The sequence below is a fragment of the Bacteroides sp. 14(A) genome (genome assembly GCF_000526555.1).
Lineage (GTDB): Bacteria > Bacteroidota > Bacteroidia > Bacteroidales > Bacteroidaceae > Bacteroides > Bacteroides cellulosilyticus.
The window spans coordinates 566885-583794 of record NZ_JAGH01000001.1 but is presented as its reverse complement, the minus strand read 5'-3'; the positions used below and the strand labels follow the sequence as shown (position 1 = coordinate 583794).

The following is a 16910-nucleotide window of genomic DNA, read 5'->3' as shown; positions in this document are numbered from 1 at the left end:
GCCCCGGCATGATGATGTCCTGAGAATACAGCTTTTACACATGGATATTTCGAAATCGTATTCAAAATTTCCATATTGTTTAAAGCAGTAAATTCACTCTGCGGATAAAGTGGATGATGTGTAAAGATCAGTACATTGTTATGATTTCTTTCACATTTTCCCAACAAGTCATCCAGCCATTTCATCTGCTTTCTGCTGATTCCTCCATTCCATCTGTAGGCTTGTTTTCCTCCAGTTTGTTTTATTTGCTCCAGCATCTCAGCCAATTCCTGTTCTTTTTCAGTTCCCGTTACATTAGCATAAGCTGACACTTCATTGGTGTTCAACATGATGAAAACCCAATTTTGCTTCTTGAACGAATAATATTCGGAAGGCATACTCAACTGTCGATAGAGAACAGAATTATCTGTCACTTCTTTATAATCATGGTTACCCGTAATATGATAAATCTCATTATTAAGATGAACGAGAGAGGACATTATCTTTTTTAAATCACTGTTCTTTCTGTCAATAATATCCCCCAGATTAATAGTAAACTGAACATTCTGCTGATTGAAATAATTGATGCAAGTATCCAGCTTCTGCAATGCCTGCCTATAAAATCGTGCATTTTCCGAGGTGCAATCTGCATACTGCGTATCGGCAAATAGTCCAAATTTAAGGATAGGAGAAATATCCTGCGCTAATGCACTGCCTCCCAGAAAGAACAAGCATGTAAATAGTCTGATAAACATTTTCATGGTAATTCATTTTATAGTTATAAACAAAACGAAGAATCTGTATACATAAACTTGAATGCTTACAGATTCTTCTACTTGTTCAGTATGAGAATACAATCAGGAAATTCCTGCATTTATAATCTCATTATCTAAAACCTATTGATTCAATTGGTTATATCTAAGTTACTCAATACTCCTTTATACAATTTAGCGTATACAATCTTTCCAATGAAAGGATTTTGTATTGAAGGAGTAGCCGTATCACGATAATCGCCACCAATTCCTAACAGATAATCAGGTGCTTGGTCTTTCTTTGGGAAATTAAATGTTCCGGAGACCTTGACTTCTTTCACTTTAGCACCATTAATATACATCCTAAAAGTTGTTTTATCGTATGTAACAACAGCATGGTAATAAATATCTTTTCCTAATTGAATGGGAGTCTGAAAATTATTATTTGGCAATACCCACTTATTATTTGCCCTATAATAAAACGCCAGTTGGCTACCGCTGGTAATTTCATACCCCAATCCACCGCTTTCCATTGAGGAGAATGGGTTTACTCCTCCATCAGGAGAAAATAGGATTTCCATAGAAAACATCCCTTTCATAGCCTTACCAATAGCATCTTCTTTACTATAAGGAATATAGAAGAAATTACTTCCATCAAAAACGGCTTCATATTTCTCATACGAACTATTCCAACGTGTTTCTATGGCATTCGTCGTTCCTTCTACAACGGGCAAAGAAGATATTTCTTCATTCATATTAGTAGCTATCCCCTTATCTGCAAATTGTACATCCATGATTAATTTCGGAATTTCTTCATTAGGAAAACCTATTATGAGAACGGTCAAATGACTGTATTTCTTTATTTTTTCATAAATGTCCGGTTCATTATAATAGATTCTATAATTCCACGAATATTGTCTTACGGGCCTGTTATTAACTTGCGCATTCTCAAAATTCGTTTTCATAGCCTGATAAACGTCAGAATCAAAACTTATTCCATCAACATTATTATCCTGCATAGATTTCAGCCAACCATCACAAATTTCCTTTTGCTCTTGTTCGGTTTTTCCTACCAAACTGCTCCAGGTTGAGTAAAAACTTACATGCCATCCATCATTTGCAAATGAGGTCAGATGCGTAATATAACGACTTTCAACCAAAACACGATGCTTTATATTATATTTGCTGTCTAAGCGATACAAGGTTTCACGAATAATCGCTTCATTCTCATCCGTACTCAAATCCTTAAAATCAAGCCATAAAAAATTAAAATCAGGTTTCATCACAAGGAGATCATCCATATATTCCTCAAAAGTTTGGCCTGTTGAAGTTTCCAATTCATGCCCAATCATCAAAACAGGAATACCACTCTCTCTGGAAACATGAATATCCACTTCAAAATTGCTTATTCCATAATCAACAGCATCCTGTAGCTTAACAACATCATTGCACTTATGAGCTCCCAAAATCATTGTTTGACCAAAATCGTCAGTAGAAAGAAGACTTCTGGTCATAGGGCCATCAACGTTAGTATTCAATAAATCAGAAGAACATGATGTCAATATCATCGTTCCTAATAATAAACCAAATAACATCTTTAACTTTTTCATAAACATATATTTTTAGTTCAATTATTAATTCCACCCCGGATTATTAGGTTTCAAATCTGGATTCCTTTCAATTTCCACTCCCGGTACGGGCCACAACAAATCTTTCTCTGTGAATACGCGAGTTACCAGCCTCCGCCCGGTTATTCCGTATACATCTCCCGGCAATACCTCCAAGGCAATACCCCAGCGACGAAGATCGAACCAACGATGTCCTTCTGCAATAAGCTCAACGGCTCTTTCGTGTTTGATACGTGTCAATACCTCTTCTTTAGAAGAAGCTTTCAGCCATGCAGGGCCACTGTTAATAGCAGGCATATTGGTAGAAGGGCGTTGGCGCACTTTATTAATATATTCTACTGCCGTAGCTTGGTCATTCAACTCATTCTTGCACTCTGCATACATTAGGTACACATCTGCCAGACGGAGTATCGGAAAGTTAATAGGAGTATGTTCTCTATTATTTATCTCTCCATTCATATTACCTTCGGGTACAAATTTCCGGAAAATGTACGACTCTGTTCTAGCAGGACTCAATCGAATAAAGCCGTTTGTTTCATTCGGAGCTATGTTCCGGGCAATTATAAACTCACAAGTCTTAGGCTGATTGTTTACCCATCCCGGATAAGTAGTATAAGGCATAATGATGGTTTCACTCATTCTCGGGTCACGTTTCGAATACATTTCAAGTAACTTATCTTTGTATTCGGGATAAGACGCAACCGTTTTACCTCCTTCTGCAAGTACCGATACAAAGGTTTTATCCTTCACGTCCGTACTGCTGAATCCTGGAATAACTTCTTCCCAATCAAAAGGTTTGCCATCTTTATACTCGTACATGCCTACCAGCGTAGCGGACGGTAGCACGACATTCCAGCAACTGCCATACGTAGCACGGCTGCCCATATAGAAAGTCATTGGCATACCATAATCTTTGCCTACACCTCCTGAGTTCTGAATAGCGAAAATCATTTCATCACTTTGATCGCCTTCCGGAGTGAATAACTTAGCATAATCAGCATACAAAGAGTAATTATATCCTTTGCCCGACGGATCCAATATAATTTCCTCGAAATCCTTGGCAGCTTTTGCATACTCTTTTGTATATAAATATACTTTTCCACGCAATGCATAAGCGGCTCCCAATGTCACGCGTCCATAGTCATCTTGTATCCTTTTTACAGGAAGATTGCTATTGACTGCGGCATCCAGGTCAGCAAGAATGAACTGTACGACTTGCTCTTCAGAGCTTCTGGGCTTCTTCAAGTCATTATAGTCTGTACTCAAGTTCACACTTTCGTCATACAGTGGCAATGCTCCATAAAAATTATAAAGTTCGAAATAATACAAGGCACGCAAAAATCTAGCTTCTGCCAAATACTGGGTTTTAAGTTCTTCACTCATACTTTCTATCCCAGGTACCTTCTGTAGCACCAGATTGGCTCTCATCACCCCGTCATAAAGCGACTTCCATTTATCCTCCACTAAGGCATGCCGATCACTATAAGTACCTAAGATAACCGGTCCAAAGCCCTGAGAATCATACCCCACACCTATATCCGACATACAATCATAGGCAAATCTCATCCCAAAAGCATTATCTTCTCTAAGAGCCGCATATACTCCCATCATCCCTTGTTTGGCATGGGTTTCCGTCTGCCAGAAAATGCCATCGCTTATTTGGTCAGCCGGATACCTATCCAGCTCATAACAACTATTCAAGCACATTGATGCAACAAATGCACCTAATAATATTCTATACTTTTTCATAAAACATCAAATTAAAATGAAAGATTAACTCCAATAACAGCCTGTCTCATAGAAGGGTAGTCAACGCCAGACACTTCCGGATCGAGACCATCGTATTTAGTGAACGTAAAAAAATTCTCTAAGCTACCGTAGATTCTCACACGCTCTATAGGTAGAGATGGAAATGCCGTTCTCGTAAAGGTGTATCCTAACTGGATATTCTTAATTTTAAGGAATGATCTGTTCTGAATCCAGAAGTCACTAATCAATGTATTCCTGTTATCACTGAATTCCAGTAGGCGGGGATAGCGGGCTGAGCCCTGAATGCCTTCATACCAACGGCCATCTGCTATCTTCTTGTTGAGCTGATAACTGTGGCGAACAACCGGACGAAAATAATTATCCAGCCAATAAGTTTCCACTCCGGTGACTCCCTGCAAAAGAACAGAGAAATCGAAACCTTTATAAGCCCCTCCCAAGTTCACACCAAAAGTACACTTCGGAGTGGCTCCATTACCGATAATCGTACGGTCATCATCATTAATCACACCGTCACCATTCAAATCTTTATATAGTAAGTCTCCCAGTTCCGGGCGATTAGAAGGAAATGTTTTTTTAGGCTTGCCTGTACTTGGATCAATCGGAGTATTATCCACTAACTGCTGCACAAAGTCCAAATCCTGCTGTGTCTGCACAATGCGATCAACAACATAGCCATACTGAACATTTATCGAATAACCTTCTTTAATCATATCAGCATTAGTAATAGCACTTTCATTACCCTTGAACTTGGTTACCTTGTTGTTTATAAAAGTGATATTACCATTCACGAAATAAGAGAAATCCTTTATCTTATCTTGCCAGCCCAAACTAATTTCCACACCTTTGTTCACCACTATGCCTGCATTTTGTCTTGGGATAGTTGCATTCCCGTTCACAAGCGGAGCCGGAAGATCGATCAGGATATCTTCCGTCTTTTTATGAAAATATTCGACCGTACCGGTAAAACGGTTATTTGCCAAACCGAAATCCACCCCTACATTAAAGATTTTCGTCTTTTCCCAAGTCAGGTTTCCATTAGGAATAGCCTGCATAGCTACTCCGGTAGCTATATTATTATTTAGGATATAGTTGGATGCCGAATATAAAGATTGGGCATCATAATTACCTTCAATATCTGCATTTTTACTTCTCAACGCATTGTTACCCAACACACCATACGAAGCACGCAGTTTCAGATTACTCAACGTCAATCTTTCTGAAAAATCTTTCACGAAAGGTTCTTCACTGATTCTCCAGGCAGCGGAAGCTGAAGGGAAATATCCCCAACGATTACCCTCCATAAAACGGGAAGAACCATCGGCGCGGAGATTCACTTCAAACAGATATTTGTTATCCCAGTTCAATTTCAGTCGACTGAAGTAAGAACGCATCACCCATTCCACTGTATTACCAGAAGACGAAGCAGCTCCGGTAGCGCCATCAATCACTCCCAGTCCCGGATCCAGTAAGTCCTGCTTGGTTGTCTTGAACCATTTATAGCGGAACAGTTCCTGACTGGCTCCCACCATAACGCTATAGTCCAGTTTGGAAACCTTATTCTGATAAGCAGCCGTCACATCCATCAGATAGTCATTCCATTTGTAATCACTGTTCATGATGTGAGTTTTACCAATGCCAGTAGAAGCCACCACATCGTTCAGAAAATTCCATTGCTCCAGAAATACCGGTTGAGAATCATCCGTCTTATTACGATGCATATAGTTGAATGATCCAGTCAGCGTAAATCCTTTAAAAGGAGTCAATGTTCCGTAAAAACGACTTTTCACATACCGTTCTTGGATATCTCCCGCAGTATTATATAAACGATAAATAGGATTATTGGCTGCATTCTGAGCATCGTCCTGGTCATTATTGACAGAACCCAACCGACCATCAGGAGCGCGAAACACCATACCCGGAGAAGTAGCGGCAGCGTAAGTGAAGACATCTTCCATCTTATTCGTACCCTGCTCCGTAAAAGATACATATCCATTAATATTAGTTCCGACCTTCAACCAGGAAGTTACGTCAATGTCCAGATTAACGCGTGCTTGCGTTTTTTTATAACCAGAATTATCCATCACCCCCGGTGAATGCAGGAAGCCAAAAGAAGTATAAAACTTGACTTTATCCGAACCACCGCTAATTGAAACACTATGGTTGTTACTCAAAGATGTTTTAAACAACTCATCCATCAGACTTGTATTTGGATATTTCAACGCATCTTTTCCTTCATAGGCACGCCACAATTTGATGGCATCATCCGAGTATTTGGTTGGCAAGTTTGAATTGGAAAAACCTTCATTTATCAATTCCATATAATCAGCATAGTTAGACACTAAATCAAAGGTTTTTCCTACAGATTCCCAAGAGAGATAGCCATTGTAATCAACTTTTGTCTTACCCTGCTTGCCACTGCGTGTAGTAATCAAAATGACACCATTAGCTGCTCTCGAACCATAAATAGCTGCTGATGCAGCATCTTTCAAAACCGATAGATTCTCAATATCCTGAGGTTGCACGCTGTTTAATGAACCTTCTACTCCATCAATAATGACAAGTGGCGCTGAATTATTCAAGGTTCCTTGACCACGAATCATTATAGACGCCGTATTATCACCCGGTTTATTTGAACTGGAAGTAACCTGCACACCGGCAGCCATACCCGCCAATCCCTGTGATACATCTGTAATCGGACGACTTTCACTCATTTCCGCCATATTGATATTGGCGACAGAGCCCGTCAGGTTTACCTTCTTTTCAGAACCATATCCTACAACTACGACTTCATCCAGTGACTGCGCATCTTCCGTCAAAGCTATTTTCAGTTCCGTAGTATTGCCGGTAATTTTAACTTCTTTAGTCAGATATCCAATATAAGAAATCTGAATAACACTGCCGACCTGTACATTGTCAAGCGTGAAATTTCCATCAATATCTGTAATGACTCCATTGCTTGTACCTTTTATAATTACATTAGCACCGATAATCGATTCACCCTGTACATCCAGTACTTTGCCTTTAATCGTTTTTTGTTGTGTGATACTCTCTACTATATCAGTATGGAGTGACGTTGAACTGGCTCTTGTCGCCCATAATGATCCGGTAGCAATTAAAGCTAGTGATGCCCCCAATACCATTCTTTTGGGGAGAGAACTGCAATGTTTGAGTTTTCTTTTCATAAGTATTAAAAATTAGTTGTTATTAACGTTGCAAGTTTACGCCTTTTCACTTTATAGGCATTATCCAAATCGTCCAAAGAAACGATGAAAATTATCCGTGGACATTTTTAATAGGATTCAGGAAAATTTTCATTGGTATACATACCATTCCTATTTCAATGTCACATCTTTGTAAAAATCATCCCCGACAATAATCATATATATTCCGTACAATAACTACAATCCTGTTTTATTTAATAGCACTAATATTGCAGCAATAATATTTCAAAAAAGAAGCAAACTATTAAAAGCAATTATTATATATGAAAACAAGAATTATCCTCTTAGTCGTCTTTTCTTTCTGCCTCTTGGGAGACACATTTGCAAAAAGAAAAGTGGAAGAACCTCCAAGCGACAGACAACAATGGGCTGACCTCTGTTATAAGATAGCACAACCCATTTTGGAAAACATGAGTAAAGGTGAACTGCAAAAGAATATGCAGTTGGAACTTAGCCCCACATGGGATGGACGTGATAAACGCGTAGCCTACATGGAGGCCTTTGGACGGCTAATGGCAGGCATCTCTCCCTGGTTATCTCTCCCTGCAGATAATACAGCTGAAGGGCAGCAACGCCGCCAATTGCAGGAGTGGGCACTACAAGCATACAAGAATGCTGTAGATCCCCAAAGCCCGGATTACTTGTTGTGGGAAGGACCAACCCAAATTCTGGTAGACGCAGCCTACATCGCCGAAAGTTTTCTTCGTGCACCAGATGCCACCTGGAAGTTGTTGGATGAAGTCACCCGGCAACGTTACATCCAATGTTTCAAAGGATTGCGTATCATCCGTCCTACTTACAATAACTGGCTGTTGTTCCGTGCCATGACCGAAGCTTTTTTACTCTCGATTGGCGAGGAAGCTGACCGGTTTGCACTTACTGTGGCAGTGAACAAACTCAACGAGTGGTATTTAAGTGACGGCTGGTATTCAGACGGGCCGGAATTTGCTTTAGATTATTACAATTCTTATGTCATTCATCCCATGTATGTGGAAATATTAGAAGTTTGCAAAGCAAAAAAATTTCTGACTCCCGTCAGCACTGTACTGGCTATTTGCCGTATGCAACGGTTCAATGTTTTCATCGAACGCCTGATTTCACCGGAAGGAACTTATCCTGCCTTCGGACGTTCAGTGATATATCGCATGGGAGCTTTCCAGACGTTGGCATTAGCTAGCTGGAAATATGGATTACCAGAAGGGCTAAGTAACGGGCAGGTGCGTAGTGCACTGAGTACAGTTATGCGGAATATGTTTAGTATAGAAGGAAATTTCGATGATAAAAATTTCCTCAGGCTGGGTTTTGCCGGACACCAGCCAGAACTGGCTAACTACTACACCAATAATGGTAGTCTCTATATGACTGCATTGGTATTTATGCCATTAGCTCTGCCTGTTACCCATCCCTTCTGGAGTGATCAAGCAGCAGAGTGGACTTCCCAGAAAGCATGGAGTGGTAAACCATTCCCAATCGACGGACATCACTCACTACGTAACGAGAAATAAAAAGAATTCAAACAAATCACTAAAAATAAATATTATGAAAAAACTTTCATCTTTATTACTTTTGTTAGCCTTATCCATCTGCTGGAGCTATGCGCAACAAGCTAAATATGTATTCTACTTTATTGGCGACGGAATGGGCGTCAACCAAGTGCAAGGTACAGAAATCTATCGGGCAGAACTGGAAGGAAAAATGGGAATTACTCCTTTGCTATTTACTCAGTTTCCCTATTCTACCGTTGCAATTACCAATTCTGCCACAAACAGGGTTACAGACTCGGCTGCCGCAGGTACAGCACTTGCCACCGGCCGTAAGACCAAAAACAGCGCAATTGGTGTACTGAAGGATCAGGAAACCCCAATTAACAGTGTAGCTGTATGGGCGAAGAATAAGGGTTGCCGAGTGGGCATTGCCACCAGCGTCACCGTCAACCATGCAACTCCCGGAGCTTTTTACGCACATGCCGCTAAGCGTACCCTTTATCACGAGATCGGAAAAGACTTATATAAGACCGGCTTCGATTTCTATGCCGGTTCCGACTTCCGGGATGCAACAGACAAGAACAATCCCACGACTGACAACTTATATGAAATGGCTGGCAAAAACGGATATACCATCGCACGCGGTTATAAAGATTATCTGAAACAGAGCAAAAAAGCTGATAAGATGCTCCTACTGCAAACTGAAGAAGCCTCTAAACGTGAATTTGTAGCCATTCCTTATGCTATCGACCGTAAAAAGGGAGAGATGACTCTTCAGGATATCACCCGTTCCGCCATCAATTTCTTGTCGAAAGATTTATCCAAAGGCTTTTTCCTGATGGTAGAAGGGGGGAAAATTGACTGGGCCTGCCACAGCAATGATGCTGCAACCACATTTCATGAAATAATAGACTTCGATAATGCCATCAAGATAGCTTATGAGTTTTATTCGCAACATCCGGATGAAACACTGATAGTTGTCACTGCCGATCACGAAACCGGAGGCTTTGTATTGGGTACAGGCACTTATGACCTGAATCTGCAGGTATTGAAAAATCAAAAAGTTAGCGAAAACGGTTTCACCCGCATCGTCAACAAAATGCGCGCCAAGACCAGCAATCAAGTGAGTTGGGAAGCCATCCGAGAGGCCTTGAAGGACAATTTCGGTTTCTGGGATAAGATAGAACTAACTGCCGAACAGGAAGCCCGATTGAAAACAGTTCATGAAAAAAGCCTGATGCATCAGGAGATGAAGCTGGAAAAGAGCGAATATGCACAAGACGAACCGATAGCATCGGAAGCTAAACGTATCATCAATGAAATAGCTCTTGTAGGCTGGACCAGCGGAGGACATTCAGCCGGTTATGTTCCAGTATTTGCCATTGGAGCCGGAGCAGATCTGTTTCAAGGCCGTATAGACAACACAGAGATACCTATAAAAATCGCTCAGGCTGCCGGATACCCTATAGATTTCTAAATGATTATGAATTTATCTTAGGCGCGGATTAATCCGTGCCTAAACCTCCGAATCTTTTCTTTTCTGATAACTCTGTGGCGTACATCCGTACTGATTTTTGAAACAACGGCTGAAATACACCGGCGAACTGAATCCACAGCGATCGCTTACCTCCGCAATCGGCAAATCAGAATATCGGCGAAGAAGAGTTGCAGCATGTTTCAAGCGATAATTGAGCACAAAGTTATTAGGAGTCATGCCCGTCAAAGCTTTAAATTTGGAATACAGCAAAGAGCGACCTATACCAACTTCCTTACACAATTCCGGTATATCAAAATCAGGATCATCAATATGTTTCTCAATAATTTGTGACGTTTTGCGCAACATCTCCTGATCCAGAGGGTTGATGCTGGTCAAATCAATTTCCGACAGAGGTTTCTTACGAAGCTGATGTTGTATCAGCAATCTGTTCCTTACCAGATTATTAGCTCTTGCCAAAAGCAACTGTGCATTGAAAGGTTTGCTTATATAGTCATCCGCCCCACGATTCAACCCCTCAATACTCTGCTCCGTATTGTTGAGCGCAGTAAGCAGAATAATAGGAATATGGCACAAATCAACATTATTCTTTATTTGCAGGCACATTTCAATTCCAGTCATTTCAGGCATCATAATATCTGATATAATCAGATTCGGCTTATGCTCGTAGGCTTGAGCAAGCCCTTCTTTTCCATTATTTGCCAGGTAGACTTGATAGAAAGGTTCAAAAAGCTGTTTCAAGATTTGCAGCAGTTCTTTATTGTCTTCCACCAACAACAGTTTCCTGTCGTTCTCCTTTGCCGTTTCCTGCGATAGTGAGTCTACAGGAACTTCATAAAAAGAGGCTATTTTCTCGCCTAACAATGGTCCTGTAGTAGTCATCATATCAGATACACTATCAACAAACTGAATATGTTCGTCTTCCTGATAGATACTCATGTTAAGCGATAAAGCAATTGTAAAAGTGCTACCCTTCCCGATCTCACTTTCTACAGAAATTGCCCCATGATGTTTTTCTACGATGCTTTTGGTCAAAGCCAAACCGATACCCGTACCTGGAGATTGTTCGTTTCCCTTCTGATTCCCGCCTTGATAAAAGCGGTCGAAAATATGGGCGGAATCCAAATCTGAGATGCCACTACCGGTATCGCAAATCTGTATCTTCACATTACCGTTATCAGTAGCAATTATCATACCTATTTTCCCTCCGTCAGGGGTATATTTAAAGGCATTTGAAAGCAAATTAAAAAATACTTTCTCCAATTGCTTAGCATCAAACCAGCACACTATCTCCACCGGATTGCACTGAAAATCATAGCAAATGTTACGTTGATGTGCAAAGTCACTGAACGAAAGAAATATCTCTTTCAGGAATTTCCCTATATCCCGCTTCTCTTTTTGCAATATAAAGCGGTTCTGGGTAAATCGTCTGAAGTCCAAAAGTTCAGAAACCAAATTAGTCATCTGCTGTGCACTCTGCTTTATTTTCAATATCTTGTTGTATACTTGCGGAGGAAGCAGCTGATTCTGCAACAAAGTATCAATATGGCTGACAATCAGTGTCAATGGAGTACGGAATTCGTGACTCACATTAGTAAAAAATACCAGCTTGGCATGATTCATTTCTTCTATATGCTGTTTTTCGATACGCTCTTTTTCCAGCGATTGCGCCAAAGCCTGTTTTACGAATCGGTTTCGGGCATAGTAAGTGATGCCCGAAACAATTGTAATCATATAGAATATCCATGCCCACCAGGTGGCATACCAAGGAGTGGCAATATGAATAGCCAATTGAATAGGAAGCTGACCGGAAGCATACGCCATACGTACATAAAGTGTATAATCGCCCGGATCGAGGTTTGTATATCTGGCCTCCGGAGTCGGAGTAAATGTCCAGACTTTATCCAATCCTTCCAATTTATATTCAAAGCCTTGCTGCGCATATTTGTTCTGATAATCAGAATGGGCAAACTTGATAAGCAGGTTATTGTCCTCAGTATCCAGCATTAGCCTCTTCGTAAAAGGAAGCGCTGCAGTGAGTATTTTATTTTCAGGCGACGGTTTTATCAACCGATTGTTAACATGAAGAGTAGAGAAATAAAGAGAACTTATCTCTACCTGGGAAGCATGAAATTCTTCTTCCGCCAAAAGAGTAACCCCTTTGGTATCTCCAATATAGATTTTATTGTCCGAAGAGACATAAATCCCGCAATCCCGAATGATCGGAGCCTTGAGATAGACTTCTTTCTGTCCCAAGCTGGTAAATGACTGCTCTTTCGGATCAAAAAGTATGATTCCCCGGTCTCCGGTAAGGATAAACTTATTGCTGGCAGTCTGTTTCACATTGTAGCAATAATTGCTGGGCAATGTGCTGTTCTCCGTATTATAAACAATCATTTTCTTGGTATTCCGGTCGTAAAACAGCAATCCGCTTCCTAACGTACAGATATATACACCGTCTTTCGTCACCCGTACATGCGATATGCTGCCCTTATAGCCCATATCCTGCAGTTTGAGAGTACTTCTTTGAGTAACATCAGAAAGAGGGACGATCACAACTTTGTCTGCTTGGTTAGCATAGAAGTTTCCTTCTGCATCAATATCAAAATTTATACAGTAAGACTCCGGTTTGAACAGAAACGTAAAGTGATTAGTCACCGGATCGAGTTGAAAAACACCTTCACGGGAAGAAAGATAAAGTTTACCATTCCACATCTTGACCTGATAGATGAAATGGCGCGGAGCCGGAGTATTTTCCAACTGATGTTCCAGGTAATTATAAAAGCTTTTTTCCTGAAAATCATAACGTGACAATCCTCCTAAGTGGGTTCCGATATACAGATAGTCATTCTCCCGGTCATAGCAGATACTCTTTACATTGTTATGCGGAATAGAGTTCAGTCCCCCTGCCGTAAATTGATGTACCAGTTCCCAGTTTTCATTTATGCAACCTAAACCTCCTCCGTCAGTACTGACCCAAAGATTTCCATGTTTATCAGCCGTCATCTCACCAATGTATGAATAATATAGGTTGGAAAGATTTCCGGCCTGGTAGTCATAATGTACAAATCCACTGCGGTCGGGAGTAAAATAGTTCACTCCTCCATAGAAACTGCCGATCCAGATAGTTCCCTGCCGATCGGTGTAAAGAGAAAAAATAGAAGGATGATTCAAGCCCCCCACATACTGAGGTATCTGTATCAGTGTATAGGTTTGCTTCCGGACATCATACTTTTGTAAACCAACGAAAGTTCCAAACCAAATATTATGCTCATCATCCTCGACAAAGGCACGTATCTGCATATTGCGGATTCCAGCACTTCCGGTAAGTGCATAAGGAACTTTTTGCAATACATTATCCTTGAGCCGATACAATCCTTGCATGCGAGTGCCTATCCACACTTCTTCGTCCGAACTCTCGAAAATACAATATACATCTATATTTTCCAGTAAAAACCGGGATGGCTGGAGTGTGTTTTGAGGAATGATATACATTCCTTCCATCATGCCGACATATATATTGGTTTCGCTAATTGCCAGCGTGTTTACGGTATAAGGAGGAAGTTTCACTTTCGACCGGGCGGTATGCTGTCGGCAATCGTAAGCGAAAAGAGAATCTTTCCGGGCATACCATATTTCATTCTGATAGACAGCCAAAGCAGTAGTAGCATTGTCTGTCGTATATTGCTTAAATGTGGAGGTATGAATGTCATAGCCAAACAAATTATTATCAGCTATGAAGAAAATATCGCCATCAATATCATGAACAATGAAAGGTACATAATTACCAATCCAAAGCTTTTCCCCATCCGCATTTGTAATTTCGCCCTTGACATAAGTAATTTGCTCTCCATCATACATATTAATGCCTTCCTGCGTTCCAAACCACATTCGCCCCAATCCATCCTGGGCAATACTCAAAACCGAAGGTTGTGATAGTCCATTTTGTAAGCCCAAATTACGGAAATATTCGGCAGTTGCCGGAAGTGTGCTAAATAGCAAAAGAAATAGAGATATGATTCTGTTTTTCATTAGTATGGTTTCCGCATTTTATTATGAATGCAAAAATAAGGAAAAAAGAATATAGCTCCTACTAAAACAAAGTTTATTGTTGAAAGAACTGCCCCCAAAAGTTAGACACAAAACTTTAAGAGTGCAGTTCATATCCAACTTTTGAGGGACTTCATGTTTCTCTTTATAAAGCTATACCCTTATTTGAAAAGTAACTGTGCCATGTGATACAAACTCCTGCGCCAAGTCAGGAATTCATGGGCCGTATCGGGAGAAACGAAAGACGTTGCCTTAAAACCGGCTGCCTTGAGGTCATTCACGGCTTTAGTCACACCATCCGGATTCTCCTTGCTTCCGCAACTGATGAAAATGGATACCACCTGCTTTTTATCCGTGATGTCGTCCAGTGCATAAGTCCCACCGCTCAACAGTCCATAGTAATTGAATACTTCCGGACGGCGCAGAGTAATCAGTTTCGTCTCAAAGCCACCCATAGAAAGTCCTGCCATAGCACGGTGCTTCTTGTCGGCCTGTGTACGGAAGTTACTATCAATATAAGGTATCAGTTCGTCTACCAGCACCGTTTCAAACTCCTTAGCCGTGAACTCTTTGATATGTCCAAATTTCACATCATTCGTCATACCATACGTCATTACAATGATGAACGGTTCAATCTTGCCTTCAGCAATCAGATTGTCCATAATCAGATTCGCATGTCCCTGGTTGGACCATGCCGTTTCATCTTCTCCCCATCCGTGCTGCAAATAGAGAACCGGATATTTCTTCTTATCCTTTCCGTAAGTGGGCGGTGTATAAACAAATGCACGACGATGGGTATCTGTGCTCTTGGAATAAAAATAAACCTGTTGAACATTTCCATGAGGCACTTGCTTCATAGCATAGAAATCCTCATCATGAGCCGGAATTTCAATACCACTTTCCCATCGGCAAGAGCCGTAATAATTCTTAGTACCCGGATCATTAAACACACCACCATCGATAGCCAGGTGATAATAATGGAATCCCTCATCCATGGGGCCATCTGTAGTACCTACCCATACACCTTCTTTATCTTTGCGGAGAACTGTGCCACCACGACCGCCTAATCCAAGACTGACAATGACTGATTTGGCATCAGGAGCAACTACACGGAAGCGGGCGTATCCTTGCGAATTGACCATAGGATATTGCTGTCCGGGCTGATTAAGTACAGAAGGACGGAAATCCTCTTTCACTACAGCAGTATCGCTTGCCGGATCAAAATCCTTAATGATACTATAGACACGTTTCGCCTTATAATTTTCATCATAAGGCAACGGATAGTTACGTGCACCGAGCCATGAATCGCGGTCGGAAAGATTCCAGAAAGTAACATTGTCTACCACATCCTTATGTTTGCGAAGTACTTTAAACAAGCGAGCATACTGATCTTCCTGAAGCGTTTTTACTACCTGACTGATGTTGCCGCCGTCACGACTGAAATTGAGCTGTCCTCCCATCTCCTGATTGGCACGAATATCCAACTCAGTAATATGGATATGTTTCACTATCGTAGAATATTTCGTCAGGGCAGCATCTACATCTTCCATGCTCGGACCATAGACATTGTAATGTCCCTGCATGCCAATACCATCAATGGGCACACCTTCTTCCTTCATGGATTTCACCATATTATAGATGCGATCGCGTTTTCCAGGATCAGCAGCATTATAGTCATTGTAGAAAAGGAGTATATTAGGATCGGCCTCACGGGCATAAATAAAGGCTTTCTTAATAAACTCGTCACCGGCAATCTGATAAAGAGGGGAATTGCGATACGGACTTGGGTGTTCTCCCATGCCTCGTCGGCCACCCTGCCAGCCACCATCGGAGATTGCTTCATTCACAACGTCCCACGCATATATCACGTCTTTGTAGCGTTCCACGATAGCTGTAATGTGATGTTTCATATTTTGAAAAAGTTTCTCTTTCGACACTAAATCCCCTTTTTCATCTTTATACATCCATTCTCCTATCTGGGCATGCCACATCAGACAGTGCCCGCGTAACTTGATTCCGTTGCTACGGCAAAAATTGGCAATTTTGTCGGCATTCTCCCAATTGAACTGTCCGTAGGCAGGCTCGGTGGGTTGCGGCTTCATGTCGTTTTCTGCCGTAATACTGTTGAAGTTTTTTTTAATAATGGCAATCTGTTCAGGATTCGAGATGTTACGCATATTAACAGCCACGCCGATAGAGAAGTAATCTTTATAGGCATCCTTCAGCCCCGTTTCTCCGCTTTGTGCGAATCCGGTATTTGCGCCCATGGTCAATGCCAATGCGCAAAGGGAAAATTTGAATAAATGTTTCATCTGATAATTATTTAAAAGGTTTTCATAGTATATCTATTATCTACCATGTATTTGTACATGCATATCACTCACTAATTGGAAACGGTTACAAAAGAATGCTTTTTTCAGAAAGATTCTTCATATTTGTGTAACACGTTTTTTCGCTTATGTTACCTCCTTTAGTAAAAGTGAAAGAAAATGGATTCTCAAGGTCAGTACCGCCACTGAAGTAAAGAGAAA

At 40.9% G+C, this 16910-nt stretch carries 7 protein-coding genes and 1 pseudogene; 2 read left to right on the top strand and 6 right to left on the bottom strand.

Going from position 1 to position 16910, the window contains the following annotated elements:
- Positions 1–17: 17 nt before the first annotated feature.
- The 4 genes and pseudogenes from K429_RS31250 to K429_RS0102010 all read right to left on the bottom strand — a co-directional run.
- Positions 18–734, bottom strand: a pseudogene (locus tag K429_RS31250) (metallophosphoesterase); the annotation flags it as partial.
- 149 nt (positions 735–883) lie between these two features.
- A complete protein-coding gene (locus tag K429_RS0102020) occupies positions 884–2341 on the bottom strand; it encodes an Ig domain-containing protein (protein WP_022209207.1) in 1458 nt (485 codons plus the stop codon).
- 24 nt (positions 2342–2365) lie between these two features.
- Entirely contained in the window at positions 2366–4108 is a 1743-nt protein-coding gene (locus K429_RS0102015) for a RagB/SusD family nutrient uptake outer membrane protein (RefSeq protein ID WP_025725870.1), read from the bottom strand.
- A gap of 11 nt (positions 4109–4119) precedes the next feature.
- Positions 4120–7311, bottom strand: coding sequence for a TonB-dependent receptor (locus K429_RS0102010; RefSeq protein ID WP_025725869.1), 3192 nt, complete (start codon positions 7309–7311; stop codon positions 4120–4122).
- Positions 7312–7613: 302 nt separating this feature from the next.
- Here K429_RS0102010 and K429_RS0102005 point away from each other — a divergent pair, with 302 nt between their 5' ends.
- Positions 7614–8855: a DUF2264 domain-containing protein gene (locus K429_RS0102005; RefSeq protein ID WP_025725868.1), complete on the top strand. Its 1242-nt coding sequence runs from the start codon at positions 7614–7616 to the stop codon at positions 8853–8855.
- Between the two features lie 34 nt (positions 8856–8889).
- Entirely contained in the window at positions 8890–10311 is a 1422-nt protein-coding gene (locus tag K429_RS0102000) for an alkaline phosphatase (protein WP_022209203.1), read from the top strand.
- A 39-nt stretch (positions 10312–10350) separates the two neighbouring features.
- Here K429_RS0102000 and K429_RS0101995 read toward each other — a convergent pair whose 3' ends face one another.
- Together K429_RS0101995 and xyn10D/fae1 are read right to left on the bottom strand one after the other, a co-directional pair.
- Positions 10351–14361, bottom strand: coding sequence for a hybrid sensor histidine kinase/response regulator transcription factor (locus K429_RS0101995; RefSeq protein ID WP_025725867.1), 4011 nt, complete (start codon positions 14359–14361; stop codon positions 10351–10353).
- Between the two features lie 179 nt (positions 14362–14540).
- Positions 14541–16691 carry a bifunctional endo-1,4-beta-xylanase/feruloyl esterase gene (xyn10D/fae1, locus tag K429_RS0101990; protein WP_025725866.1) on the bottom strand — a complete coding sequence of 717 codons (2151 nt, stop codon included), beginning with the start codon at positions 16689–16691 and terminating at the stop codon, positions 14541–14543.
- Positions 16692–16910: the final 219 nt, after the last annotated feature.

What these genes read in the sequence shown, in the direction of transcription:
- K429_RS0102000 (WP_022209203.1), top strand. Translation starts at nt 8,890, where the DNA reads ATGAAAAAACTTTCATCTTTATTACTTTTGTTAGCCTTATCCATCTGC.
- K429_RS0102020 (WP_022209207.1), bottom strand. Translation starts at nt 2,341, where the DNA reads ATGAAAAAGTTAAAGATGTTATTTGGTTTATTATTAGGAACGATGATA.
- K429_RS0102005 (WP_025725868.1), top strand. Translation starts at nt 7,614, where the DNA reads ATGAAAACAAGAATTATCCTCTTAGTCGTCTTTTCTTTCTGCCTCTTG.
- xyn10D/fae1 (WP_025725866.1), bottom strand. Translation starts at nt 16,691, where the DNA reads ATGAAACATTTATTCAAATTTTCCCTTTGCGCATTGGCATTGACCATG.
- K429_RS0102010 (WP_025725869.1), bottom strand. Translation starts at nt 7,311, where the DNA reads ATGAAAAGAAAACTCAAACATTGCAGTTCTCTCCCCAAAAGAATGGTA.
- K429_RS0102015 (WP_025725870.1), bottom strand. Translation starts at nt 4,108, where the DNA reads ATGAAAAAGTATAGAATATTATTAGGTGCATTTGTTGCATCAATGTGC.
- K429_RS0101995 (WP_025725867.1), bottom strand. Translation starts at nt 14,361, where the DNA reads ATGAAAAACAGAATCATATCTCTATTTCTTTTGCTATTTAGCACACTT.